Here is a 24,582-nt window from a genome sequence, read left to right as displayed (position 1 = left end):
TGAGATGTGTGCGTGTAACGGAACGGGAGTAATTCATAACAGCATTGGAATGGGTATGTATCAGTTTGGACCATGTATTTGCGAAGCGGGGAATCGCAGTCCTGAAGAAGTGGATAGAAAGCGTCATGCTGTTATGGCGGAGTTAAGAGAGATTCATCAATTGCAACTGGAGGGGAATTGGGATGCCAAGACTTGGAACGGATTTGGAAAAGGAAAATTATATGATGGCGTTGCAGCAGAGGAAGTACATGAAGAAATCGCGTCGTAACTTGTATTTGTATATCGCTTTAGAAGAGTGGAACCTGGTATTTGATGAGATCGAAGTGATTCGATTGCAAGAAATGTGGAAGGAAGGCAAAGGAATCCTTGAAATTGCAAAAGAATTGGGAAGACATCAATTAGAAATTGCCGCTTTGATTATGGATCAGGCAGATAAAAATATCATTAAATCGCGTCCGATGGGGCTGGGGGCATGAAACAACTAACACTAGAGGATGTTGTGAGAAGTTTCAATTACACAGCAACAAGTACCGTGGACAAATTTTTGAAGCGTAATAGCGTTATGACGTACTCAGTAGAGTTTTACGACAAAGACGAAAAGTGGAAGCTTCGTTGGTTTGAGGCGAAGTCCGAGAGCGAGGCTATAGAAATGGCTAAAAAGAAATACGAAAGGATACAAATCATTAATACTTATATTTCGGATAGAACTTTAGAGGAAATCATGAATTTGGATTAGGAGGCATAGCGCTATGACATGTAAAACAAAGTTAAGGATCGTTTTTGGAACTGTGGAAAGAGCACACAGCAAATGTGTACTCATAACAATCTCAATTATTTTAAGGACCATGATATATCATCAAGGGCTTTATAAATATAGCTATACATGTGGTAAAAGAGATACTTTGGATTGTATTTTTGTTTCCAGTTCATAATAATCACCTCTCATACAAATAGTTTAATTATATTATACAGTCACTAATTCGAATGTTAAGAAAACTTAATGTGAATTAAGGTAAATTTAAACAAAATAGTTATTTGAAAAAAAGACCTCTTACGGAAAGATAAGAGGTCATCAAGAAAATGTTGTATTTGAAACACATGATGTTTCACAAAGGAATTATAACATATATTCGTATATTAAGTATATATAATATTAAGAGCGTAATGAAGATAGCACGTGAATGTTTCATAAATGTATTAAAAAAGTGATTTTGTAAATCAAGGTAGTCAGCACAGTTAACTAAGGGCTTGTTGAAAAAAAGAAGCCCCGCAGAAAATGTTACTGGGCTTCATAAAATTGAGCTATGTCGTACTCACAAGAGATTTTAACATGGATTTAGTGGTGAATAAATCGGTAAATATGTCCAATTAATCTAGAGCTATTATCTTAAACAAAAACGCTATTTTCATAGCTGAGGGGGATGAATGATGGTTGTAGAAGCAAAAGTGAAATTTGAATTAGATGAAGAACAAAAATTACAGTTTCAGAATGTAATAGAAAACGAAGGGCAGTTATCAATATTTGATATAGATGAAACAAAGATCAAGCTGTATGGAGTCTTGGAAGCTAATGGCTGCCATTACGAGATTAGGAGTTATTACCTACACAACGATTACATGGGTGAAGTTAAGTACTTCTTTATTAGAACTACAGATGACACAATTATTGACATGTGTTTAAGCCAGTTCCCTGAAGTGTTCGCTGTGTACAAGGGATTCACTGAAACGCAGATCAAGAAGAGATACAGAGGGAGATTGCAATAATCCTATTTTATAAAAAAAGAGAAGCCCTTAATCAGGTCGCTCCTCTTACTGCCAATATACAATAACTATTCCATTATAATGTATGAGCGTAAAATATTTAATAATTATCTTTATGGTAAAAATTTCATTTTGTATGTATTTGAAATACGAAAAGAGCACTTAATAAAGTGCTCTCGTGACGAGATCATCCGTTTGTAAAGACTAACTTATTTCATATAAAAAGGAACACAGAATATTATATGTGTTTCTTGTCAATTGAGTGCTTTTTTACAAACAAAGAGCAGCTAGCAAAAGCTAACTGCTCAATACAAGGAGATACAGAGAAAACTAAATGGATTTTGGCATACAGCCTATCAACATTATGGACATAATATTGATTTTTATTCGAAGGATTTCATGTTTTATAAATCAGATTATGATAGTCGATATTCTCCATATTGACCAGAAAAGAACCAAGAATTCTAGGGAAATTCCAAGTGTTCTTTTTCTAGTTTTTTGAAATTCTTTTACTAAATAGCCAACAGCACAAATTGCTAGAAGAATGAAAAGAATAAGTTCTAGTGTAACTGGCATTTAATCTACTCCTAATCCATTAATTAATTTAGTATATAACGATTATAAGATATTTTTACGGTTAATGGTGAAAAATTAAACAAAACTATCTCTATATGTAAAAAGGACCTGTTGTCTCCAACAGGACCTTTCCTAAAATGGCAAAGAGTAACTCTTACCTTACTCTTCTGCTATATAATACATAAAATACGTATAGATGTGTAGAACAAGAAATTCCAATACAATTATTTTGATATATAAATTCAATGTATTTTAGCGAGATTAAACATCAGGAATTAAATTACAAATATTGATTTATCAATGAATATCAATGGTGTGATAGAAAATAATGATTAATAAAGGAATATTATAATAAGAAAATATGAAATATTGCATATTCAATTAAAGTAGAAAGCGAGGAATAACAATGGGACAAGGAAACCGTGGTATGGCTTTTGAAAAGCTTATCAATCTAGCGAATGAAATGTATCAAAGAGGGGGAGTGGCACTTATAAACAAGCGCCCGACTCCTGTGAAGGTGTTAAAAAGTAAAGGTGGTCGTGTACTAAGTGGTTACTATGAAGCTAAAAGTACAGTAGATTATGATGGTGTGTATAAAGGGCGAGCTATAGCATTTGAAGCGAAGTCCACAGAGAATCCTACACGATTTGATTTAAAGAACATTGCACAGCATCAATTAGATTACTGGAGAAAGCAAAGAAGATGGGAGCAATTTGCTTCTTCCTTATTGAATTTAGCAAGGACAAGTCAGTATTCGCAGTACCACTATCAGTCATTCAATCTTACGTAAGGATGTCGCATCAACCAAAAGGTAAGAAGTCTATATCGAGGGTGGACTTTGATATTTATAGGTACTTAGTAGAACAGACGGAACGGGCGCCAGTGGATTACTTACAATATGTAGACGAAGCGGTAACTCCAGTTATGTTTGACGGCATGATTCAATTTGATCAGGACCATAAGAAGGTAGCAAATAACATTGAAGTAGCAAAAGAGAAGATGGCAAAGAAGAAACGTAAATTATTAAATGCTTAATGGATAACGGAACTATGCAGGGGGGATGGTGGGGATACTCGCTATGCATGTTTCTCTTATTCAACAAAGAGATAGTAAAATTTCACGTACCTGATGTGAATGTAAAAACCAAAATTCGAAATAGGGGGATTCCTTCATGGAACAATTAACTTTATTACCAGCAATCGATGACAAGAAAGTGCAAAAGGAAGTAGTCAGCATCTTAAAGGAATACCGTGCATTAAAGATGCGATTCAATAATGAAGTGGAACAAGAAGGGATCAGTCTGTTTACAGAGATACGAAATTCAAGAAGAGTAAGCGAATTAAAGGTGAAACAAATAGAGAAGACTTTAGAACATATCTTAGATGCGGATGAAAGAAACATCATCACTATGAAGTTCTTAGACAACAAACCAGTTAAAGATTCATTCGTACAAAACGAATTGATGATGAAAATTCATACTTTTATGAGAAGAAGAGTGCAATTAAACTGATCGCTACTACATTAGGAATCATTTGAAAATGGCAGAGAAAAAGCAGAGAAATAGCATATTTTTTGGGGAGTTTTTGCAAATGAAAATAACGGTAAATTATATGTACAAGCCCTTTGACAACCGCATATCGAAGAGGATTAGTACACCTTAACGTATACCGCGGCAGGGCGGGCATGGGCGGTAAGAATCTCGCTATAAGGGTGGTAAGATTCCCTTAAATGATTAATAATGACATATTCCAGTGTGGCGGGTGTGAGATAACTCGCATTCGTCATGCTGTTTCTAATTTGTATTTATCAATCAGCTCGGAACGCGTCCCCTGGGTTGATAATAAATATAAGTCTATTACTCTCTAGTATGTCGGTCTTGAAAATGGAATGGGGGTGGTTGCTCATGATTGAGTGACACTTGCATTCTAAAAGTCTAAAACAGTATACGTGATCTCGTGCATTAGTAATTATTCACGACTCTTATTAATGACCAAAACGAGGGCAAAGAGTTCCACTCTTTGTTTGAGCCAATACAGCGGAAATATTCCCCTTCCGTCCCCTTAGTGTATTGGTTCAAACAAGGCGTCGGAAGAAACACATACGTCTTGATATAAATCCTTTATAATTTGGCAACGGTCAGCTAAGGTCAGCGACAAACGATGTATTGACCAGGACGACAAATTCTCATAGGGAGGACTATTCTTAGTCTTCTCCCAGTCACCGAACGTAAAGTGCGTAGCTAATAAGAGCTAAAAAATTACATGATGCGGTGGCTTGGAGAAGGTTGCGAGTACTCAGCCTTGATCTAAGAGAAACTTTGCCATTTGTTTTCTCTCTTCCCCTTTAGGAGCTGTCACCTTTCGGTGATGGCTTTTTGTTTTGTAGGATATTCTTCTTTTCTGTCGAATAGATAAATTGGGAGAGGCGGGGGATAAGTAAATGAAAAAATTTATAATAAGTATAGAAGCAGTCGATGGTAAACAACACGAATTTGAAATTGAGCATAAAAAGACAGTAACAGTTGCTGCTATAGAAAATTCTATACAAGCAAGAGAAGCTAGATTCTTCAGATTTGGAGATCGTATGGTTAATTTGGACAATGTATTCTCTTTGGTGGTAAAGGAGAAGAAGGATTAAATACAAAAAAAGCATCCATAACGGGTGCTTTTTTCTTTGTTAGATAGAAATTACACATTAAACCAGTAAAACTTTGAATGAGACAAGCATATACTAATAACTGAACACGACGTATTCATTCTTTATAATCGTATCGGACGAGCACCTTTTAGGGATCTTTTTTTTATTGCACATAAGGAATTCCCAAACATACAATATCGAGTCAATGCCAACCAACTTATTCCTTTTCCGAGAGCTATATATATTCCGCTATAAAGCTCTTTTATGTTGCGCCATTAGAACGGGCTGGGCATTGTCATATATTTAATACTCAGAAGCTTAGGGCACTTTATAGTGTTCTTTTTTTATTGAACAAAATGGACATTTGGGTTAAAGGATATCTATATAAATAGGTAGAATCTAATTAGTTGGTTCACATTTTAATCCAAGGGGTACTAATTCGATGCGGCGTGAAAAGGATTTGTTGAAACAATGGAAGGCGGATCTGCAAGCTATTCAAGAAGAGAAAAGGCTGAAGAAGAAGGCTAAGAAAAAGAATAAGAAATATAGCATTCCTGGTAATACAGCTGACTTCATGAATGGCAAGAATACTTATCGTAAAGAGAATGGGGTATGGAAGCAAAGAAATAAATAATGTGAGGAAATATGATTTTGATTAAGTGGATAGGAATTATCGTAAGCGCTACCGCAATCTGGGTGGCGTCTTGTTTGTTGTTAAGGAAAGATAAAGGAGAAATAAAAAAGAGAGCTAATGCCCTCTTTTTTAGATTTGGTAATTAATCGCAGATTGGTATTCCAAGTACTCTAAGAGCTAATGCTACTTGAAGAGAAATCTCCAATCTAGCAATTTCAATACCAGCTACTGAGAGAACTAAAAAAGGTTGTCCATTTACAAACACAACGCAACTATCCATGGTTACGCCTCCTTTCTAGCAATCTACTATAGTATACGTATTAAACGTTAATATGTAATAGTCTGATTAATTGATTTAATATAATTGATAGATTAACCTATTTAAACAAAACAATGGATGGTTTTAATTTTACAAAAAGAACCCGATAGAGTTCGGGTTCTTTTCAGAAGTGATGATGTTTCCTCGGCTTGGGAACTGAGAAAATACAAAAATATAATACAATGAGTTTTAGAGAATTTCAAGACTAAATTTGGGATTACCATGAGGGGGAGTTAAACAAGTTTCTTCCTATCAGATTGCGGATACAAAGTATATTGCTTACGGCGGTGGCCCTGCTGCTAATAAACGATTTGTTCATGTAGAATTATGCGAAACAAGCGATTATGAGAAATTTAAACGCAGCTATGATAAATATGTTAAGTTATTGGCTAAAATCCTTCGTGATCGTGGATTGTCAGTAGAAAAAGGATTATGGACTCACTACGATGTGACGAAATATCTGGGTGGTACAGGTCATGAAGATCCACTTAATTACTTAAAGTCTCATGGCGTTTCAGAAGCTCAATTTAGAGCAGACGTACAACGAGCATACAATAATTCTAATGTGGATATTTCTGTACCTGAAAAGCCATCTAAACCAGCAGAAGTTCCAACAGTTGTAACAGACGGAATCGCGTATATTGAAGGTTATAATGTTAACTTACGTAAAGGACCTGGTACAAGCTATTCTAAGGTTCGTCAGTTAAACAAACCAGAAGCTTATGTTGTATGGGCTGAAAAGGATGGTTGGTTAAATTTTGGCGGTGAGCAATGGATTAAAAATGATCCATCTTATGTGAAGTTTAGTAAGAAAAGCACAGTGGATTCTTCTATTGTAGGGAAGCGTGTTGTTTCAAAGGTTAACAATCTACGATTCTACGATGTTCCATCTTGGCAGGATAAAGATGTTGCGGGTTCTGTAGATGCAGGATTAGGTTTCACAATTGATACAAAAATAAACGTCAATGGATCCCTACAATTTAAAGTACACAATAACAAAGGGAAAACATACTATGTAACAGCAAATGAAGCCTATGTGTATGTGAAGTAATATGAACAAAAGACCGCCTATTACGGGCGGTCAATTTTTACTAATTATTTTTTAATGCTTGTTTTATCGTTTTAACTGTTTGTTCCAGCCATTCTAATGGTGTTACTTCTAACCCATCAAAATATATTCCATCTGCAGAATACCGTATGTATTCATTTTTTTCTGTATTACTATAATCGCTTTGAATAAATTCAGTTAGAAAAATAACAGCATCTTGCAAATACTCTTTTGATACCTCTTCTAGTAATTCTTGGAGCGCTTCTTCATAGAAAGTATCTTGGTGAAAAGTACCTGCTAGAAATTGAAATACCTCATCATCTTCGAGATTATCGAAATTGTCTTCTAATAACATAATCTTCCTCCTATTATCAAGATGGATATCCAGTTAAAATAAAACTTCCATTTCTATCCTTCTTAAGTACAATTTTTGCATTTGACATATCTTCAACTGTTATAGAACCTCTTATTACACCTCGTCCAATTATTTCAGTACCATGATAACGTAAAATTAAATTATTGTCCCTTGGACTATTTAACCAACTTTGAATGCGTGCTTGATTACGAGGGTTATTCAAGACGGTAGCCGCTATTTTTTCAGCTGATGCCCTATCAGTAAAAGTAGATGCACCTGCTATTCTAGGATCACTTTGTATTCTTTGTAATAGTTCTTCATCCGTTTTTCCTACATGTCGTTCAAGTAAATGCCCACCTCTAGCTTCATGTGCAGCTAGTCCGCCTCCTGGAGTAAGTGAACTGCTATCACCGGGTTTCACAGTAGTGGTATTTTCTCCTTTAGCAAACTGATGGGTCGATAGCTTTTCTTCAGCTTGTCTAAAATCAGGTGTATCAAATACAGAGCGTATATTATTTCCACCAGCTAAAGCAAACTCATTGTGGTTACGATTGAATAAGGATGCAGCGTCTTGCAAGCTTTGATTAGCAGTTCGTGAAATCTCAGCTAATTTTGTGCCAGGGTTCAACATTGCAATTTTATCCACGCCTTTTGTTCCTACGAATAGTTGTCCAACAGCCAATATAGTATGACCAGCCGCGCTTCCATACCATTCTGCACCACTATACGAGTCACCGTTAGTAACATCACGATTCCAAGAATCAGAAATTGTTTGTTTTATCGCATTGAACGTCTCGACTGGGTGAGAAACGGCTTCAATCTTGTTATTAAATGTGTCAATTGGATGGATAACTGCATCTGCAAGTCCTAATAATTCATCAACTATAGCGTCGCCCATTCCCTTTTTTAAGTGATAGGGGACACCTAATCCAGCTTTTTCAAAAGCAGATTCGATTTCATCATCTATAGTGTCTTTTATTTTATTCACATCTTTATAAGCTGTATCGATACCATGTTTAAATTTATCATATAAAGACTCATCGGAATTTTTTACTTTACTAAAATCCTCATAAGTTTCTTTGAGGCCATGCCAAACTTTATCACGTAAAGATCCATCATTTTTCTCACTATTTAACGGACCACACATTGCTCCTTCTTCAAGATTTTCGTCATATGAAGCATCTGCGGTACGGAATTTTTCGGCAATTCGTTTCAAATCCTCTTCCACTTTTATAATCGAATTGATAGATGTAAAAGCTTTTGGTCTCGCATCGTTGAAAATTTGAACGAATTGTTGATTAGAGGCACCAATCCATTGAAAACATAAACGATCTATTTCATTACATAGATTATTATGTATAGATTCTAATGCGATTCTGGTATTATTTGCACGATTAGCGACGTCTTCTAGTACTTCAGGTGTTACTTTGATTTAAACCATTTTTCCCCTCCCTTTCCCCAATTAAAATTATGATATAAAAGGAAAAAAATGTAAATATAAAAACTTTAGATTAGTATAATAATAATTATGCGAAATAAAGAGAATCCGCCCTATTAGATGATTTTTTTGTTTTACACCAATAATATCGATAAATTTCAACGTCATATTATTATAAAATGCATCCGTTGTAGCTTTATGCGGCTTGTTCATTATGGTAGGCAGCCAGGAACGGGAATTCTCGCTAATCAGTCGTGCGGGGATTGGTTATATTGTAGTCCAAATGATTCCATTATTTATGAGGTTGCTTGTTGAAATCGCTAAAGCTATTTAATTCTATTAATGGGTTTATTATTGGAATAAAAATCAAAAAAATTCCTTATTTTACTAATCCTAAAATGGTTATATAATGATTGTTGGAATTGTATTATTGACGTTTAAAATAAAGGGGAGAGAATAGTAATGAAAAAATTATTAATTTCAGGTGTATGTGCAGCAGTATTCGGTACAACTTTTTTTGCGAATAACTCTATGGCTGAAACATCGGGTACTATCACAAATCAGGGAATACAAGCAGCGAGCGCTCAAACTAGTAAATTTATAGATGTGCCCGATTGGCATTGGGCATATAATGAAATTAACTACATGGTTGACCACAATATAATGTTGGGATACCACAATGGTTATTTTGGATCTGTAGAAAAAATAACGCGTGAAGAATTAGCGGCATTCTTATATAGAACGGTGGAAATTCCCGATTATGATATGTCACAGCCGCTTCCTTTCAATGATATAAATGATTCAATGTTTAAAAAGGAAATTGCAGCAGGATATAAAAGTGGAATTTTCTCTTACGAATTTAATGATCATTTTAATCCAAAAAGAATCGTAACCCGAGCAGAACTTGCTCAAACTTTCGTAAACGCTTTTTGGTTAAACAAGAAGTTTGATCATCAATTTAATGATATGCAAGGACACTGGGCTAATGAAGCCGTAGAAATTTTATATAGTAATGGTATTACTGGTGGTGTAGGTAATAATAACTTTAATCCAGACGGTACAATTACGCGTGAACAATTAGCAGTATTTCTATATAGAACTATTCCAATGTCCATCAAAGATCTACGAGATAATGCTAAGTAAAAATAATTAAAAGACTGACTCTTATGAGTCGGTTTTTTTATTTGCAGGAATTTATAAAACATCATGGAATACTGTCACTAGGAGGTGTTGTGACGTTATGACGGACCGAATTGTTTATTCTGCTAGTGAAGTATACAAACGACTAGGAATATCCGATAGCACCCTTAGAAAGTACATGGAAGTATTATCACGTGAAGGATTCGCAGTAAAGAAGGATAATCGTGGTAGACGTTAATACACAGACAGTGACATTATGGTGATTGAGAAATTAATTGATCTGAGCAAGCATGACGGTATGACGCTAGAGAAGGCAGCGAAGATGATTGCGCAGCAAATAGAAAAGGTTAATCCAGATTTGATTAAAGAAGAGCCAAAGGAAACAGACCTAATCCCATTCCATATTCAAGAACAACTCCAGCAGCAGTACGGCGTTATGGCGCAAGAAATGAAACAGGGTATGTTGGCAATGGAGAAACGATTAAGTGACCAGGCAAAGCAGAGTAACGAGGAAATTAAAGCGAGCGTAGAATCGCATAATGAGCAAGTGGAAAAACGATTGGAGGCGCGCGATGAGACGCTTATGAAAACACTTCGTGAGATGCAGGAAACTGTGATGACTATCATAGTGACTTTTTCTCCAGCAACCACTATTAGTGGTTAATTACTATAAGGATTTATTTTTGAAATTTGCTATTTTTTAGAAAGTATGTTAATTTAAGAAAGACCTATTTTTGTTCGGTTTGAGATTAAGAATAAATTTTGTTTTTCGTCTAAGGTATTTGAGCAAGGGTAGTAACAATATGTGTGGATATCCACACTAGGAGGCAACAATTATGGAACAAGGTAAAGTAAAATGGTTTAATGCAGACAAAGGTTTTGGATTCATCGAGCGTGAAGGTGGAGAAGACGTATTCGTACATTTCTCAGCTATCCAAATCGACGGTTACAAATCTTTAGACGAAGGACAAAGTGTAACGTTTGAAGTAGAACAAGGACAACGTGGCCTACAAGCTACTAATGTTCAAAAAGCTTAATATTAGCTGATGAAAGACCCTCTTGTAGGGTCTTTTTTTGATTTTGTTACAATATTCCGAATACAACTTTTTTAAGGGAATTTTGGTTGCTTAACTTTTAATAAAAAAGAAGCTGATTCAGCTGTAAGAGAAAAATACAATTCTACTATCGCAACTTTAGAGATGATGAATGAGGATTTTGGGAAAATCCATAAATTAATGCTACTAAAAGATAGTGTTATGATTATCGATAAAGCGAATCAGGGTTCAGATAATATTATTCAACAAATTCAAGAAGGTAAATATTTAGTACAGCAGGATAAAGCTAACGTTGTGAATGATTTAACGAATTATAAAAATAGTATGACAGCCTATAAAAAGCAAATGTTGGAGTGGTTTGTAGATACTGCAGAAGCAGGAACAGATGCCATGATAATGTTTGTGGATATGACAACAGCTTACTCGCTCTCAATTAATAAGGTGTTTATCGAACCAGCGGAAAAATGGGTTGGCACATTACCAAAAGGTGAAATAGAAAAATTTGCAGTCGGTGTTCGCGACTATGGACAGAAAGTTACAGCTATGCATGAAGGGTTTAAAAGCAGATTACCTGAATATAAACAAATGGCTTCTGATTTACGTGTTGTAAATCAAAGTTTCCTTAAATTTGGTGATTCTGTACAGAAGACTGGGGCATCACTTCATAAACAAGCAGTAATGGCTGATGGACTAATTAATAGTGTCTCAACGCATGTTGCAGAAGCCCAACAAGCATTTCCAACAATACATACAGATATTATGTTTGGATTAGATGCTGCCAATAACATTATGGACTCTGCTAATAAAATTGCGAGTTATAAAATTGATGTACCTGCAGCATCCAAAAACATTGGAAATATTGACTTGAGTAATGCACTACGTGATTTAGGTGCTGATCCATCTAGAGTATATGATCGTAAGAATGATGGAGATTTATCTTTCATATTGGGTATTACGCCTATAATTGGTACAGGAAAAGAAATTGGACAACTCATAAAAGGGGAAGACTTAGTAACAGGTCAAAAATATGGTCCAGAAGATTATGCATGGGGAACACTGGCTGTCGTATCTGGTGGTACAACACGAGTTGTTGGTAAAGTTTTTGGAAAGATTGGTGATCTTGAGAAAAAGGCTAAGAATCTCGGTAATGTAACGAAAAATGTACCAAAAGGCTCCTTTGATGTAGCAGCCTTTGATAAAAAAATCGCAAAAATGAATGTAAACGAAAGAGTTGCTGAAATAAAAACAGTTTCTCGGGAGGTTGCAAATCAAAAAGGTTGGAAAAAAGATAATAAACGAACTAAAATGAACAAGAGAGAAGTATATTATGATAAAAAAACAGATACTTATTACGCTATAGATACACAACACGGAAGATTTGAAGTAGTTAATAGTAAAGGGAAACACCAAGGAGAGGTAGATTTCAATTTGAATCAAACGAAACCTGCAGATAAATCTGAAGGGCATGATTTAATAATGAGTTAAAAGAAGGGATTTAGTCATGAATGAATTAGTAAAAAGAGCAATACAACAATTTTATGTAAATGAAGATAAAGATGCATATTTGTTAAAATGTGAAAGCAAAATTGAATTACCAATAGAATTACAATCATTCACAAACAACAGTAATATTCTTACTACATCTGTTAAAAATAATGTGATTTGGCCAGCAGAAAAATATATATTTGATTTTAAACCATATAAAAAAGATAATTTAAAAGTTGACTACAGCAGTACTTTATTAATTTCAAAGTTGGCGCCCGTGTTTTACTTTCAACATGAATTTTCAGTTGACTGTCCTGATGATACGTCACTCCTGTCCACTTTAGATGGAGATAACACACAGGCCTATACGATTCAACAATTGGAATTCGAACAACAAGTCATTCAATCTTTAACATTGAAAAATTATACAGAACTATCCTATGCAGAAGTAAATGAGGTTGTTATGGATCTCAAATTCCCAGAGGGTGTAACTTTCTTTGGCCCTCAGGTGACTGTAGAATATGCTCTTTTTCATGATGTTTTAGATATTTGTCCAGATTAATGAAATTTTAAATAGTCGTAGGTAATAGTTCCTACGACTTTTATTATTGAATTTTTTTCCAGAATGACCCCTCATACCCAGAATCGTTTCCGTACCCCTTTTACATTAATAGAAAACTATTGCAAAAGTTATAATTATAGTTTTATGTTTTCATATCCCTTTTGGCATTTATCTTTTAATAAGATGAATGCTTTTTTAGTACATAATAAAAAAATAATCAGAAAAACTGTCACAAAATCCGTTTTTCTGGTTTCTCTATAATATAGGCATCAAATTGAAAGTGAGGTTTAAACTAACATGTTAACAATAGAAAATGAAGAAAGTCCTGCTTCTGATATGAATTTTGAAGATTTATTTAAGCAGTACTATGCTTACGCTTTAAAACAGATCATATGGATTGTTAAAAATCAATCTATCGCTGAAGAGTTAGCACAAGAAGTATTTTTACAATTATATCGTAGCGATTGGAAAGTAATTGAAAACGTACCTGGATGGTTGATTAAATCTTCTACTTATGTAGCTTATAACCATTTGCGATCTGAAAAAAGGCAGCAAGCGAAGATTGATAAAGAAATACAATACCATGAAGCACAAAATGTTTCATCATTAGACGATGATTGGATAAGAAAAGAAGAAATTACAAAGGTCCAAACAATACTAAATAAAATGAATGATCGAGAACGAACCCTTTTACTAATGAAATTCTCTGGTTTTCAATATAAAGAAATTGCAGAAATACTTCAAACTGAAATATCTTCTATTGGAACATTATTAGTCCGAGCCAAAATGAAATTCCGCAAGATTTATAAACAAATAGAGGAGGCATAACGAATGAAATGTTATGATATCGGATTTATTCAAACATATATTGATGGAGAACTTTCTCATGATACAAGAAAGGAATTCACAAAGCACCTAGATACATGTGAAGCATGCCAAGATTTATTAGTAGAAATCAGTAAATTAAACAACTGGGAAAACATAATGCTAGATGAAGAATCTGCAAATTCACCACAAGAAATCAAAATTGATGTAGAACAAGCATGGAAAACATTTGAAAGTCGTTCCAAGCTAGACAATGTTTCTAATACAAATCATAAAAAACAACAGAAGAAGGGACTATTTACAAACATGAGTAAAAAATCAAAACGTTTCATTTATACAGCAGTAGCTGCAGGAGCACTTTTCACAACAGTATTGATTCCACAAGTACAAGTGGCGGCTACAAATGTTGCCTCATATTTTTCTGATGCAATTACAAATGATAAAGTTGTAAATGAAGGAATACAAGATGAAAATGGTGTCACACAAGATATGATGAAGAATGGTAAATATATTCCTATTGATGAAAAAATTACAGATCAAGGTATTACTGTACATCTCAAAGAATTATATATCTCAGATTTACGTATATCAGTTCATTATAGAATGGAAAAAGCTGACGGAAGTTTAGTACCCTTTGAATTTGATACATCAGGATTAGAGCTCGCAAGTGATGGTAAAATTAATGGGCAACAAGAGGAAAACCCTGAGGTTATAAATTACGGGAGACTATCATTTATCGATGATTCAGATGATTATCTTCCTTTTGAACTTATAGCAGCAGGTAAAAAATTAAATGATATAGGTATTCGTGATAATGATAGACCCGAAGGTGTTTCTACATTTGTTATTGTTAATGAAGGAAGAGACGAGTTTAAACAGCCCCTTACTTTAGATGTAAATATAAATAGAATTGGAAAAGTAATTGGATCTTGGAAAGGTCAATTTCAAATTGATACTTCACATTTGATAAATAAAACTAATTAAAATGAAAAAAGAATAGAACAATATGTATCTAATGCTCAGTTTATATGTTTTCTTGTTTTCGTTACATTTATTTTTTATATAGTTTTTACTCTATCTTTTATTTATGAATTAAGTTTATAACTTTAAATCAATCATTTAAGATCATTACAAGAAAAAAATCCCTAAAAAAGTAGGGAAATAAATAACCGGTTCCTTAACGTATTAGGAATCGGTTATTTTATATCTGAAATATGTCTAAACATACAATTTTTTTTGATATGGTGACCCCACACCCATCAACTTAAGAAATATGACTATCCTCAAATGTAAAAAACGTTATTCTTTTTGTAAAAATATACAGAAAGGATGACGTTTTTTATGAACCTTTCGATTCAAAGTGAACTACAATTATTTGTTGAAGAATTATATGAATATCTTACCCCTTCGTTCTTGGAAAATCTCGCTAGAGAACTAGGTTTTGTACAGCGAAAACGTAAATTTTCAGGGCATGATTTAGCTACTATATGCGTCTGGATTAGCCAACGAGTAGCGAGTGATTCTTTAGTGAGACTGTGTAGTCAACTTCATGCTGTTACAGGAACCACTATGAGTCCAGAAGGACTCAATAAGCGTTTCAATAAAAAAGCTGTTTGCTTTTTAAAACATATTTTCTCTTCGTTATTAAAAAATAAAATTTGTGAAACATCAGTAATTCCTAGTTCTTCAATTGCTTATTTTCAACGAATTCGTATTTTAGATGCAACAATTTTTCAAGTGCCAAAGCATTTAGCTAGTGTATATCCTGAATCAGGTGGTTGTGCTCAAACAGCGGGTATAAAAATTCAGTTAGAATATGATTTACATAGTGGACAATTTTAAAATTTTCAAGTTGAACCAGGGAAAAATAATGATAAAACCTTTGGAACAGAGTGTTTAGCGACATTATGTCCCTGAGACCTCTGTATTCGGAATTTAGGCTATTATTCACTGGATGATTTAGATCAAATGGATCAACGTGGTGTGTATTATATATCACGACTCAAATTAAAAAATATGGTGTATATCAAAAATCAATTTCCTAAATACTTTCGAAATGGGGCAATAAAAAAACAGTCTCAGTACATCAAAGTTGATTTAGAACAAATTATGAATACCTTAAAATCCGGGCAGGTCTATGTAATAAAAGATGCTTATATTGGAAAAATACAAAACTATTCACTCGGGTGATTATGTATCGATTAACAGAACAACAACTTTGTGAATGTAGGAAAAAACAAGTGTATACGGAAAGTAAAAAGGGTATTACGTATTCAGAGAAAAGCAAACGATTAGCTGGCATTAACATATATGTTACCAATACACCTTGGGGGATTGTTCCAATGGAACAGATACATGATTTTTACTCCCTCCGCTGGCAAATGGATATCATATTTAAAACTTGGAAATCTCTATTTCAAATTCATCATTGGCAAAATATAAAACAAGAGAGATTAGAAAGTCATGTTTATGGCAAACTCATTGCCATTTTTCTATGTTCTTCTACTATGTTTAAGATGCGACAATTTATTTTACAAAAGAAAGAAAAGAAATTAAGCGAATATAAAGCAATTGGAATGATTCAAGATCATTTTGTTTCCATTCTTAAGTTGATGGGCATGTATGGTGAGTCCTATAAGCAAACAAAAGATGTCGCTATTTTACAAGAAATACTCAATCATAGTACACCACAAATTACACTTAAATATATTGGGATTAATAAAGAAGAGAAAGACAATATACTAGATAATTTCTATATTTAAAATCTATCAAAAAAACGACATCTATATAGATGCCGTTTTTTTTGGTTCTTTTTTTGTAAATTGATATAAAGCAATTGCTCCTAGAATAACAAGTATTCCTTCAGGAACATCTAATAATAATGTTTTCCAAGTTTCTGAAATTAATAATTCGTTACCTGTAAAAGATCTATAATATCCTTTTATATAACCAATGGTAAACTGAATTACAGATAAAAAGACAAATAACCATAAACCAAATCGAATCATTTTTTTATCTTTAAGCATATAGCACCTCGCAAATTTAAAAACGTAATATTAAGATTATTATATAATTTATCCATTTTTCTGTCAATAAACTGATAATCCTTAGCGTACAAAATTCGCGTTTTGTTGGTGCTACCATATCGCTATCAAGTTAAAAAAACAAAATACCCCCTAAAATGAAAAAATACTGTAAAGTAATAATAAAGATTTGATATTATAATCAAATTATCTAAATGTTTATTTGGAGGTTTTATTAATGAACATTTTAAGTTCGTGGTTATATAACATGAAAATCATAAAATACTTATTGGGAAGGAGTTGATAATTTAAAACTAAAGGAGAGATATTAATGATATATAGAAAAGCAAATCAGAAAGATTATGATACAATTTTGAATATATGGGAAGAGTCGGTTTTAGCTACTCATCATTTTTTAAGAGATACCGATAGAGAAGAGTTTAAAAAAGAAATACCCTCATATTTCCCACATCTTAATGTCCAGTTATGGTATGAGAAAGAGGATTTAATTGGCTTTTCTGCTATAAATAAACAACACCTAGAAATGTTATTCTTAAAACCTAATAAAATAGGTAAAGGATACGGTAAAGCTATTATTAATTCTTTAATTAAAGAATTTGATATTACAACAGTTGATGTAAATAAAGACAATAAGAGTGCAACTAAATTCTATATTAATAATGGCTTTTTTATAGTAAGTGAAACGGAAACAGATTCTTCTGGACGTCCATACCCTATACTAGAGCTAAAGTTAAAATAAGGTAAAGGTGGAAATCCTCCCTTACCTTTGATTTTTGCACTAAACTGCGCGTTAGTCCAATAAGAATTAAACAACTTTATAGTCACTTAACAAATACGCTATTCTTTTCGTAGAATCATAGGAAAGGATGGCGTTTTTGTATGTAAATATAGGTCTATCTAACTCATTTGGTTTCGGAGGTCATAATGCAGCTATTGTTTTAAAGAGATACGAGTGAATAAACTTTCGCTCGTCAATCTAACCGTTTCCTCTAGAAACGGTTAGATTTATTTAATTTTCATTTTAACGAACACTGTACTTTACGAACAGTGTTCGTTATGTTAAAGTTAATGTGCGAGAGAGAACAAACATTAAAAAATAAAATTAACAAGGAGGTTTGAGGTTTGACAGCCCAGCAAAAACTTCAACAAACTGAATTTTCATTTAAAAAAATCCTTCCAGTATTACTATCCGTTGCACTTGGTATGTTCTTAGTCATTTTGGATAGTACGATAATGAATGTCGCTGTTCCAAAATTAATGAGTGTATTTAATGTCAGTCTCAGTGAAATTCAATGGGTAATTACTGCCTATACTTTGGCTCTTTCAGCCGTCATTCCGTTGGCTGGATGGTTTTCTGATTGATTTACAGCAAAGAAAATGTTTATCGTTAGTATTGTTCTCTTTGTGGTAGCATCTATGCTTTGTGCACTTGCCCAAACTGCAGAACAGTTAATTATTCTTCGTATTATCCAAGGCCTAGGCGGAGGTATGGTAGCTCCAATAGGAATAGCAATGGGTTTAAAAAACTACAAGCTGAAAATAGATTATAAATTCAAGGAGTGTTTATCATGTCAACTTTATCTAAAGAACAAAAACGTATCGCAATTATTGGTGGAGGCCCAGGAGGGTTAACACTTGCTCTACTTTTACAACAAAATGGTATGGAACCTGTTATCTATGAACGAGAACTACTTGATATGAACAATCAAAGAGGTGGATCTCTGGATATTCATGCAGAATCGGGACAAATGGCACTTAAAGAAGCTGGCCTTTACGAGAAGTTCCAGGAAATAGCTCGTTATGAAGGTGAAGATTTCCGTCTTCTAGATAAAGATGGAAAGAGTTTTATTGACGAAATAACTGCGCCTGATGAAAAAGGGAATCGACCTGAGATTGATCGCGGTGTGCTTTGTGATCTTCTTTTAAACGCTCTTGATACAAGCTGCATTAAATATGGGTATAAGTTAGAAAAAGCCATTTCACTTGAGAACGGCATGACACAACTTCACTTTGAAAATGGATTTGTGGATACAGTTCATGGTCTTGTTGGAGCAGATGGGGCATTTTCACGTGTCCGTCCTTTGCTAACAAATACCGATATTGAGTATACAGGCATAACTTTCTTTGAACTTAATATACTAAATGTAGCTGAGAATCATCCGGATTTATTCGAATTCAACAGACGTGGTAAAGTGTTCGCTTTAGGTGATAATAAGGGAATTCTTGCGCAACTAAATGGGGATGGACGAATTAAAGTATACGCTAGTTTAAAAGTTGAAAAAGACTGGCCAGAAAAAAATGGTATTTCTACAGATAAGCCTTTAGAAGCGAAAGCTAAATTATTAGAGTTATTTAATGACTGGGATGAAGACCTAAAGAAATACATTCATTATGCGGAAGATTCAATCATACAAAGACGAATTTATATGCTACCAATTAATTTTAAGTGGAAACGTAATCTTGGTGTTACTTTGATTGGAGATGCAGCTCATGTAATGTCGCCATTTGCAGGTGAGGGGGTTAACTTGGCGATGTTTGATGCATTGAATCTGGCTCTTGCAATCATCCGAAATAACTATTTTGCTAGTGCAATTGAAGAATACGAAGAAAAAATGTATGCATATTCATCTGAAAACGCGCAAGAATCACATGATAATTTAGAGTTAAGTTTCTCTGATGATGCAGCTGTTAAACTTTCAGAATTAATGAATTCATTCCATGAGCAATACTGATCTTGAAAATTGATAATATATTTACTAATATATTTGTCCATGATATAAAGTAATTATGGAAAACTCGAATCGAAAAATAATTAGTCGTAGGGATCGACCAGCCAAAGAGCCCTTAAGCCATGAACTCATCGTAAAAACTGCTTATGAACTTCTTAAAGAGCAGGGTATTGCAGGTATGAGCATGCGTAAGGTTGCAAAAGCATTGGATACTGGTCCATCTTCATTGTATGTTTATGTTAAAAATTTTCAAGAATTAAGTTCATTTGTATTGGATCATGGCCTTGGTCAATTGGTATTACCTGAACCAAAGCAAGACTCATGGAAGGAAAATTTAATTGGAGCACTAAGTGCATATTTCTTATTACTATACGAAGAACCTGGTATCGCTGAACTTACTTTCTCATCTATTCCAAAGGGGACAAACTTTCTTAAATTGACAGAATACATTCTTGTTACATTGCAGGATGGTGGAATTAATTCTAGATCCGCAGCATGGGGAGTAGACCTTTTATTACTATACGTTTCTTCAGTAGCATATGAACATACTTCTAGGAAAAAGCATGGGAATATGCAAATATCTGATATAAAAGAAACTTTCCAAAATGTTGACCCAGTTCTATTTCCAGTTCTTTTCAGCCTAAGAGAGGAGATGTTCTCCGGAGACATGGAGTCAATGGAACGTTTTCATTGGGGACTTGAAGTGTTATTACACGGTATTCAACATTTTAGTAAATAGTAAGTTCAATCAAATTTTTATCAAGAAAACAAGCAGCCAATTCATTGTGGCTGCTTGTTCTTTTTTTACGAAAAACCTATACTTTTGAGGCAAGTTTATGAGTTAAAAAAAGATTTATGGCAATGTTATGCTTCAAATTGTGGCGGACTTATGATTCAAATCACAAAACAAACAAAAAGGAGTACAGCCGAGTTACGTGTAAAAACAGGTCATGGAATTACTTATATTTCCAATTATAGATTTGAAATGAAGTTTAATCATTTTTGAAATTCTTGAAATCCTTGTTACACTATAGCACCTGTTAATTGAATAGGTACCCTGCAAATTTAGTAGGGTGCTTTCATTATATTGAAATATGTCCTTTTTGATGCGGGACCTGCTGAATAAGCAGACCTTTTCATTTGAATTCCGCAAAAAAATTTGTGTCTATAATTCCAAAAGCGACTTTACAGGGGAAGGGGGTTTTTCCTTCTGAAGCAGCATGCATACAAGAAATCACCCAATATTCCAGTTCTAATGGTAAACGGTATATTTGAAGACTACCATCATTGTTTTTTGCTGTTACGATCGGTACATTTACCCTGGTTGTAGCAAAACCAGCTAAAGTGAAGTTTTCTTTTAAAGCATCAGATACTATTTGGAAGTAAAGTTTTCTTTTTAGGTAGATAGGCAGCCTATCTACCTTAGGGAACTACTATTGATTAAAGGAACAAAGTATATAAAAAAGACACCCTATGGTGTCTTTTTTATATATGGATGTATTTCTAAATAAATGTAGTGATTAATCAAAGAATCTTGGATGCTTCTTGGTTAAACTAAGTATAACATTAATTTTATTTTAAATGTACTAATTTCTGAATATATAAATATATTTCGGATAATCCTTTTTGTTTTATGATAAAAAGGATATCGCCAGTATTTTGAAAAACCTCCACGTTAATATTATGCAAGATTTTAAACAGTTATTTGACTGATTCAGTAAGAAACAAGAACACTAAAAACGCGTCAGGATAGGAATGTAAAAAAATGTATAGATTCATAGAACTAAAAAAGAAAGTTTCCTTGTGAGAGCAGGATTTTCCTTTTTTCTTGCTACCGATAATGAGACGTTATGTAAATTAGCAATGAATAGAATATACAATTTCTCATTCTCTCTCTGCTTACTTTGAGCGAATTCGCATCCTTGATTCTACAACCTTTCAAGTTCCAGATTGATTCGCAGCCACTTATCCTGGTGCCGGAGGCTGTAGTCATACAGCTGGTGTAAAAATTCAATTAGAGTATGACTTGTTGAGTGGAGAGTTTTCTGATGTGAAAATTGAACCAGGAAAACGAAGTGATCAGGCATATGGGGCGACTCGAATGGACATGACACAAAAGAATGAACTACATTTTGTGCTATTTCTTCAACAAAATCTAAAGCATCCTCTTTAACATCTGGGTTCTCTATAGATGTTTCTTCTAGCAATTGTATTAATTCTTGAGCTACTTTTTGAATATCATTATTTTCCCCTTGATTAATTGTTTGGTGAGAATCAATATTTTCCGTCTCTGCATAGTTTAATTGTCCTAAATTCCCTTGTACTAGTATCTTTGGATTTGGTTTCTCGTCAGTACCCAATTTCATATTCTTCCACGTTATTTCTTCCTTAATGTGTAAAAGTGTAAACGTGGACATTTACACTTTTACACAAGTTCACAAAAAATTATATAACAATAAATTTCTATATTATAATACAATTAAATAACTTCATTATTTACAAATAGGAGGGATTTCATTGGAAGATTTTGATGATGAGCTACGTCAAATTGATATGGATCAAAAAGAAGCAATACTAGTTGTAAGGGCTTATAAAAGATATTTAGCAAAAACAGATGAAGATAGAGAATATGGAATAGAAGTGATTGAACGTATTTGCAATAGTGATACTACTCGTGAGGATGCTGATTTTATTATAAGATGCACGGAAGTTTTTGATGATATTATCGATAAGTCGTCGAGGAGAAATTAACAAATAAAGGCTAACATACTACTATAGGGATACAGCCGAGATATGTGTAAAAACAGGTCATAGCCTGACTTTTATTTTTAAATAATTGGAGTTGCTAAGAAATTAGAAGATTTAACACCAGAAGAACAAGAAGTATTGATGATGTACGGAAACGATTCAAAGAATAACCCACCATAACTAAAAATCCCTCCAATTTAAACGATGAAAGGAAAATGATACACACATTTAGGGATTCATTTCAAGAGATGCCTAAATGTGTGTTAAGGGGCATAGAAACGTTGGAATTCACTTCTCGTTTCACTTATGAATTTAAAGATTTCGCCACTCATCACATGCCTTGCGAATATTTTCACGCATATTATTTGTAATTTCTAACCTGTCATTTAAGAAAGTATCTCTCTGTGAGATTATCTCATCTTTAGCACCCAAATAGACCCTTTGAATAGATGAAGCATTTCTACCAGCTTCCGTTAATCTATAACGTGGGATGCCTGGAGATTCTGTGTACCATAGTGGATCTGTTAGTGATATAGCATCAGAATCATATATATGAACCTTTGTGTCTAAATTCTCATCCCATTCATCTACAAAATTAAACCTGTATTTGAGTGTAGGATAAGAATTAGAAGTAGTAGGAGCTGTAATCATATCGTAGAGACCACTATTAGCATACATTGCATCGCCTACACTTACATTTGTAAAGTGAACTAATTTGTCACCACGTGGTTCACATAAAGCAGCATACTCATCCCCACGACGACTTAAAGTAGCTTTATACCCAGAGTCAATTTCACTAAGAGCTTTTATGTCAGTTAGATGCAAAGTACAAATGTAAACAAGGGCTGTTATACCTTCAAACGTTTCAAAACGTACTAAATCTGATACTAAATCTGAACCATCGTCATATATGCCGTGTAAAATATTTACATCACTGCTCTCTGGATAGCCCTGAAGACGTCTCGCAATACTGTCACAATTAGCTACATAGTGATCTAAAAAGGCTTGGTCAACTATTTTTTTAACCCTATCACAAATTTCTTCTACTGCTTGTTTCACCGCTTCTTGAGCACTATCTTCTGATGGAAAGATTTCGCTTATTATTGCTGTACCTATTGAAGAACCCAAAGAACTAGCTCCTATTTCTAATGTTTTCTGCCAGTTTAACTCGTTAGTTATCATAATGAACACTCCTTTATAATTAGAATGCTTACTATCATTTCAGTTTTATACATTTTTTATACCCTTATGCATTTTGGACACGCTTTAAGTAGTTATGGCTTTAGGAGCATTTGCGACATTTGGAACGTCACGTACATATGCAGCAGAGCAAAAGATTCAATACAACCAAGAATTTCAAACACTATCTTATATTGGGGAGGAGTAGAAAGCGCCAGAAGGACTAGATAAAAAAGAGACTGTGTTCGAGTATTTAAAGAGTAAGAAAGACATGTTTAAATTAGCAGGAAATATGGAGAAACATTTTGAAATCGTTAAAGAAGAAAAAGAAACAGGAGCAGAAGCAGAAACAACGCATGTGAAGCTTATTGAAAAATATAATGGTATTCCTGTATATGGCTCTGATCAAACAGTAGCACTTGATCAAAATAATAATGTGAAAGCATGTTTTGGACAAGTTATCCCGAATTTAGAAAATAAAAATATCCCATCAACTGCAAGCATTTCAGAAGATGAGGCTGTAAATATTGGGAAAGCTGGTATTGAGAAAGAGATTGGAAAAGTAGATAACTATGATGGTATGAAGAAAGATTTATACGTTTATGAAAAAGATGGACAATATTATCTTTCCTATCTTGTAAAAGCATCTGTTTCAAAACCGGCACCAGGCTACTGGCATTATTTTATTGATGCAACAAATGGAAATGTGATTAAGAATTTTAAAATGCCAGGTGCCGTCATGCCTGATTTTGAAAATAGAATGGCCGTGATTGCAAAAGAAGTAAACTATGGACCACTACATCAAGTACTTGATGTAGTGGTTGAGTATTGGGGATTAAAAGACTTACGACCAATTGCCCCTCTAGTAGAAAAAGCAAGAATTGAGATTTTGGAGTATCATATAAGATTGAAAAAAATACGGGATTGATTTGGCCGGTTTCAAGGGAAAACTGATCTACGTTAATGGGTAGAGATTTCAGGATATACGCATGGGAATTCCCTTTTCTTTTATTTGAAATCTGGAACGCTCTCTATTATTTTACGGCT

At 33.8% G+C, this 24,582-nt stretch carries 21 protein-coding genes and 10 pseudogenes; 25 read left to right on the top strand and 6 right to left on the bottom strand.

What is annotated here, in order from left to right; translation table 11 throughout:
- Nucleotides 1–4: 4 nt before the first annotated feature.
- The 8 genes and pseudogenes from ACSG5Z_RS28180 (at nucleotide 5) to ACSG5Z_RS28145 (ending at nucleotide 5,608) form a co-directional block, all read left to right on the top strand.
- Nucleotides 5–268 (top strand): hypothetical protein, encoded by a 264-nt coding sequence (locus ACSG5Z_RS28180; protein ID WP_088064957.1) that lies wholly within the window; start codon nucleotides 5–7, stop codon nucleotides 266–268.
- Nucleotides 225–476 carry a helix-turn-helix domain containing protein gene (locus tag ACSG5Z_RS28175; RefSeq protein ID WP_435712678.1) on the top strand — a complete coding sequence of 84 codons (252 nt, stop codon included), beginning with the start codon at nucleotides 225–227 and terminating at the stop codon, nucleotides 474–476. The genes ACSG5Z_RS28180 and ACSG5Z_RS28175 overlap by 44 nt, the downstream gene beginning before the upstream one ends.
- On the top strand, nucleotides 473–736 hold the full coding sequence (locus ACSG5Z_RS28170) for a hypothetical protein (protein WP_088064959.1): 264 nt from the start codon (nucleotides 473–475) through the stop codon (nucleotides 734–736). The genes ACSG5Z_RS28175 and ACSG5Z_RS28170 overlap by 4 nt, the downstream gene beginning before the upstream one ends.
- 758 nt (nucleotides 737–1,494) lie before the next feature.
- Nucleotides 1,495–1,764, top strand: a complete 270-nt coding sequence (locus tag ACSG5Z_RS28165) for a hypothetical protein (protein WP_435712677.1) — start codon at nucleotides 1,495–1,497, stop codon at nucleotides 1,762–1,764.
- Nucleotides 1,765–2,743: 979 nt separating this feature from the next.
- Nucleotides 2,744–3,183, top strand: a pseudogene (locus tag ACSG5Z_RS28160) (Holliday junction resolvase RecU); the annotation flags it as partial.
- A gap of 325 nt (nucleotides 3,184–3,508) precedes the next feature.
- Nucleotides 3,509–3,873, top strand: a pseudogene (locus tag ACSG5Z_RS28155) (ArpU family phage packaging/lysis transcriptional regulator).
- Nucleotides 3,874–4,776: 903 nt separating this feature from the next.
- A complete protein-coding gene (locus tag ACSG5Z_RS28150; protein WP_016119215.1) occupies nucleotides 4,777–4,974 on the top strand; it encodes a hypothetical protein in 198 nt (65 codons plus the stop codon).
- 442 nt (nucleotides 4,975–5,416) lie between these two features.
- Complete coding sequence (locus tag ACSG5Z_RS28145) at nucleotides 5,417–5,608, top strand: hypothetical protein (protein WP_074603283.1); 192 nt, start codon at nucleotides 5,417–5,419, stop codon at nucleotides 5,606–5,608.
- A gap of 142 nt (nucleotides 5,609–5,750) precedes the next feature.
- Here the strand turns inward: ACSG5Z_RS28145 and ACSG5Z_RS28140 are convergent, their stop codons facing one another.
- Complete coding sequence (locus ACSG5Z_RS28140; protein WP_000376554.1) at nucleotides 5,751–5,888, bottom strand: DUF3956 domain-containing protein; 138 nt, start codon at nucleotides 5,886–5,888, stop codon at nucleotides 5,751–5,753.
- 292 nt (nucleotides 5,889–6,180) lie between these two features.
- Here ACSG5Z_RS28140 and ACSG5Z_RS28135 point away from each other — a divergent pair.
- Nucleotides 6,181–6,978: pseudogene (locus ACSG5Z_RS28135) on the top strand (N-acetylmuramoyl-L-alanine amidase); the annotation flags it as partial.
- Nucleotides 6,979–7,018: 40 nt separating this feature from the next.
- Here the strand turns inward: ACSG5Z_RS28135 and ACSG5Z_RS28130 are convergent.
- Both ACSG5Z_RS28130 and ACSG5Z_RS28125 read right to left on the bottom strand, forming a co-directional pair.
- The gene (locus tag ACSG5Z_RS28130; protein WP_000923399.1) at nucleotides 7,019–7,330 is read right to left on the bottom strand and encodes a contact-dependent growth inhibition system immunity protein; all 312 of its coding nucleotides are present in this window, start codon (nucleotides 7,328–7,330) and stop codon (nucleotides 7,019–7,021) included.
- 16 nt (nucleotides 7,331–7,346) lie between these two features.
- The gene (locus tag ACSG5Z_RS28125; protein WP_431144510.1) at nucleotides 7,347–8,762 is read right to left on the bottom strand and encodes a WXG100 family type VII secretion target; all 1,416 of its coding nucleotides are present in this window, start codon (nucleotides 8,760–8,762) and stop codon (nucleotides 7,347–7,349) included.
- Between the two features lie 468 nt (nucleotides 8,763–9,230).
- Between ACSG5Z_RS28125 and ACSG5Z_RS28120 the strand changes: the two genes are divergently transcribed.
- From ACSG5Z_RS28120 to ACSG5Z_RS28085, 8 genes and pseudogenes are all read left to right on the top strand, one after another.
- Nucleotides 9,231–9,911, top strand: a complete 681-nt coding sequence (locus ACSG5Z_RS28120) for an S-layer homology domain-containing protein (protein WP_435712658.1) — start codon at nucleotides 9,231–9,233, stop codon at nucleotides 9,909–9,911.
- 97 nt (nucleotides 9,912–10,008) lie between these two features.
- Nucleotides 10,009–10,572 (top strand): annotated as a pseudogene (locus tag ACSG5Z_RS28115) (MerR family transcriptional regulator).
- A gap of 172 nt (nucleotides 10,573–10,744) precedes the next feature.
- On the top strand, nucleotides 10,745–10,945 hold the full coding sequence (locus tag ACSG5Z_RS28110) for a cold-shock protein (RefSeq protein ID WP_000434817.1): 201 nt from the start codon (nucleotides 10,745–10,747) through the stop codon (nucleotides 10,943–10,945).
- Nucleotides 10,946–11,728: 783 nt separating this feature from the next.
- Nucleotides 11,729–12,448, top strand: a pseudogene (locus ACSG5Z_RS28105) (pre-toxin TG domain-containing protein); the annotation flags it as partial.
- A gap of 16 nt (nucleotides 12,449–12,464) precedes the next feature.
- Nucleotides 12,465–13,010 carry a hypothetical protein gene (locus ACSG5Z_RS28100; protein WP_330939171.1) on the top strand — a complete coding sequence of 182 codons (546 nt, stop codon included), beginning with the start codon at nucleotides 12,465–12,467 and terminating at the stop codon, nucleotides 13,008–13,010.
- 297 nt (nucleotides 13,011–13,307) lie between these two features.
- Nucleotides 13,308–13,838 (top strand): RNA polymerase sigma factor SigX, encoded by a 531-nt coding sequence (locus tag ACSG5Z_RS28095; RefSeq protein ID WP_330938563.1) that lies wholly within the window; start codon nucleotides 13,308–13,310, stop codon nucleotides 13,836–13,838.
- Nucleotides 13,839–13,841: 3 nt separating this feature from the next.
- Nucleotides 13,842–14,819 carry a DUF4179 domain-containing protein gene (locus ACSG5Z_RS28090; protein WP_435712657.1) on the top strand — a complete coding sequence of 326 codons (978 nt, stop codon included), beginning with the start codon at nucleotides 13,842–13,844 and terminating at the stop codon, nucleotides 14,817–14,819.
- Between the two features lie 357 nt (nucleotides 14,820–15,176).
- Nucleotides 15,177–16,597: pseudogene (locus ACSG5Z_RS28085) on the top strand (IS4 family transposase).
- 21 nt (nucleotides 16,598–16,618) lie between these two features.
- Here the strand turns inward: ACSG5Z_RS28085 and ACSG5Z_RS28080 are convergent.
- A complete protein-coding gene (locus ACSG5Z_RS28080; RefSeq protein WP_088610648.1) occupies nucleotides 16,619–16,861 on the bottom strand; it encodes a DUF3937 family protein in 243 nt (80 codons plus the stop codon).
- 328 nt (nucleotides 16,862–17,189) lie between these two features.
- Here ACSG5Z_RS28080 and ACSG5Z_RS28075 point away from each other — a divergent pair, with 328 nt between their 5' ends.
- From ACSG5Z_RS28075 to ACSG5Z_RS28060, 4 genes and pseudogenes are all read left to right on the top strand, one after another.
- Nucleotides 17,190–17,618, top strand: coding sequence for a GNAT family N-acetyltransferase (locus tag ACSG5Z_RS28075; RefSeq protein ID WP_435712656.1), 429 nt, complete (start codon nucleotides 17,190–17,192; stop codon nucleotides 17,616–17,618).
- 464 nt (nucleotides 17,619–18,082) lie between these two features.
- A pseudogene (locus ACSG5Z_RS28070) lies at nucleotides 18,083–18,511 on the top strand (MFS transporter).
- Nucleotides 18,448–19,611, top strand: a complete 1,164-nt coding sequence (locus ACSG5Z_RS28065) for an FAD-dependent oxidoreductase (protein ID WP_435712655.1) — start codon at nucleotides 18,448–18,450, stop codon at nucleotides 19,609–19,611. The pseudogene ACSG5Z_RS28070 and the gene ACSG5Z_RS28065 overlap by 64 nt, the downstream one beginning before the upstream one ends.
- 55 nt (nucleotides 19,612–19,666) lie before the next feature.
- On the top strand, nucleotides 19,667–20,347 hold the full coding sequence (locus tag ACSG5Z_RS28060) for a TetR/AcrR family transcriptional regulator (RefSeq protein ID WP_435712654.1): 681 nt from the start codon (nucleotides 19,667–19,669) through the stop codon (nucleotides 20,345–20,347).
- A 397-nt stretch (nucleotides 20,348–20,744) separates the two neighbouring features.
- Here the strand turns inward: ACSG5Z_RS28060 and ACSG5Z_RS28055 are convergent.
- A pseudogene (locus tag ACSG5Z_RS28055) lies at nucleotides 20,745–20,954 on the bottom strand (hypothetical protein); the annotation flags it as partial.
- Between the two features lie 533 nt (nucleotides 20,955–21,487).
- On the opposite strand from ACSG5Z_RS28055, the pseudogene ACSG5Z_RS28050 reads away from it, so the two are divergent.
- Nucleotides 21,488–21,739, top strand: a pseudogene (locus tag ACSG5Z_RS28050) (transposase); the annotation flags it as partial.
- Between the two features lie 386 nt (nucleotides 21,740–22,125).
- Nucleotides 22,126–22,359, top strand: coding sequence for a hypothetical protein (locus ACSG5Z_RS28045; RefSeq protein WP_141499126.1), 234 nt, complete (start codon nucleotides 22,126–22,128; stop codon nucleotides 22,357–22,359).
- A gap of 309 nt (nucleotides 22,360–22,668) precedes the next feature.
- Here ACSG5Z_RS28045 and ACSG5Z_RS28040 read toward each other — a convergent pair whose 3' ends face one another.
- Entirely contained in the window at nucleotides 22,669–23,538 is an 870-nt protein-coding gene (locus ACSG5Z_RS28040) for a hypothetical protein (RefSeq protein WP_149212466.1), read from the bottom strand.
- Nucleotides 23,539–23,806: 268 nt separating this feature from the next.
- Here ACSG5Z_RS28040 and ACSG5Z_RS28035 point away from each other — a divergent pair.
- Nucleotides 23,807–23,980, top strand: a pseudogene (locus ACSG5Z_RS28035) (peptidase M4 family protein); the annotation flags it as partial.
- The gene (locus tag ACSG5Z_RS28030) at nucleotides 23,972–24,463 is read left to right on the top strand and encodes a PepSY domain-containing protein (RefSeq protein ID WP_435712676.1); all 492 of its coding nucleotides are present in this window, start codon (nucleotides 23,972–23,974) and stop codon (nucleotides 24,461–24,463) included. The pseudogene ACSG5Z_RS28035 and the gene ACSG5Z_RS28030, both read left to right, overlap by 9 nt.
- Nucleotides 24,464–24,582: the final 119 nt, after the last annotated feature.

The sequence above is a fragment of the Bacillus pretiosus genome (assembly GCF_051294775.1).
Classification (GTDB): domain Bacteria; phylum Bacillota; class Bacilli; order Bacillales; family Bacillaceae_G; genus Bacillus_A; species Bacillus_A wiedmannii.
This window is presented reverse-complemented; position numbering and strand designations above follow the sequence as displayed.

Coding starts and splice junctions, on each gene's coding strand:
- ACSG5Z_RS28060 (WP_435712654.1), top strand. CDS start 19,667: ATGGAAAACTCGAATCGAAAAATAATTAGTCGTAGGGATCGACCAGCC.
- ACSG5Z_RS28075 (WP_435712656.1), top strand. CDS start 17,190: ATGATATATAGAAAAGCAAATCAGAAAGATTATGATACAATTTTGAAT.
- ACSG5Z_RS28130 (WP_000923399.1), bottom strand. CDS start 7,330: ATGTTATTAGAAGACAATTTCGATAATCTCGAAGATGATGAGGTATTT.
- ACSG5Z_RS28100 (WP_330939171.1), top strand. CDS start 12,465: ATGAATGAATTAGTAAAAAGAGCAATACAACAATTTTATGTAAATGAA.
- ACSG5Z_RS28140 (WP_000376554.1), bottom strand. CDS start 5,888: ATGGATAGTTGCGTTGTGTTTGTAAATGGACAACCTTTTTTAGTTCTC.
- ACSG5Z_RS28110 (WP_000434817.1), top strand. CDS start 10,745: ATGGAACAAGGTAAAGTAAAATGGTTTAATGCAGACAAAGGTTTTGGA.
- ACSG5Z_RS28120 (WP_435712658.1), top strand. CDS start 9,231: ATGAAAAAATTATTAATTTCAGGTGTATGTGCAGCAGTATTCGGTACA.
- ACSG5Z_RS28095 (WP_330938563.1), top strand. CDS start 13,308: ATGTTAACAATAGAAAATGAAGAAAGTCCTGCTTCTGATATGAATTTT.
- ACSG5Z_RS28080 (WP_088610648.1), bottom strand. CDS start 16,861: ATGCTTAAAGATAAAAAAATGATTCGATTTGGTTTATGGTTATTTGTC.
- ACSG5Z_RS28090 (WP_435712657.1), top strand. CDS start 13,842: ATGAAATGTTATGATATCGGATTTATTCAAACATATATTGATGGAGAA.
- ACSG5Z_RS28170 (WP_088064959.1), top strand. CDS start 473: ATGAAACAACTAACACTAGAGGATGTTGTGAGAAGTTTCAATTACACA.
- ACSG5Z_RS28065 (WP_435712655.1), top strand. CDS start 18,448: ATGTCAACTTTATCTAAAGAACAAAAACGTATCGCAATTATTGGTGGA.
- ACSG5Z_RS28180 (WP_088064957.1), top strand. CDS start 5: ATGTGTGCGTGTAACGGAACGGGAGTAATTCATAACAGCATTGGAATG.
- ACSG5Z_RS28175 (WP_435712678.1), top strand. CDS start 225: ATGGCGTTGCAGCAGAGGAAGTACATGAAGAAATCGCGTCGTAACTTG.
- ACSG5Z_RS28145 (WP_074603283.1), top strand. CDS start 5,417: ATGCGGCGTGAAAAGGATTTGTTGAAACAATGGAAGGCGGATCTGCAA.
- ACSG5Z_RS28040 (WP_149212466.1), bottom strand. CDS start 23,538: ATGATAACTAACGAGTTAAACTGGCAGAAAACATTAGAAATAGGAGCT.
- ACSG5Z_RS28150 (WP_016119215.1), top strand. CDS start 4,777: ATGAAAAAATTTATAATAAGTATAGAAGCAGTCGATGGTAAACAACAC.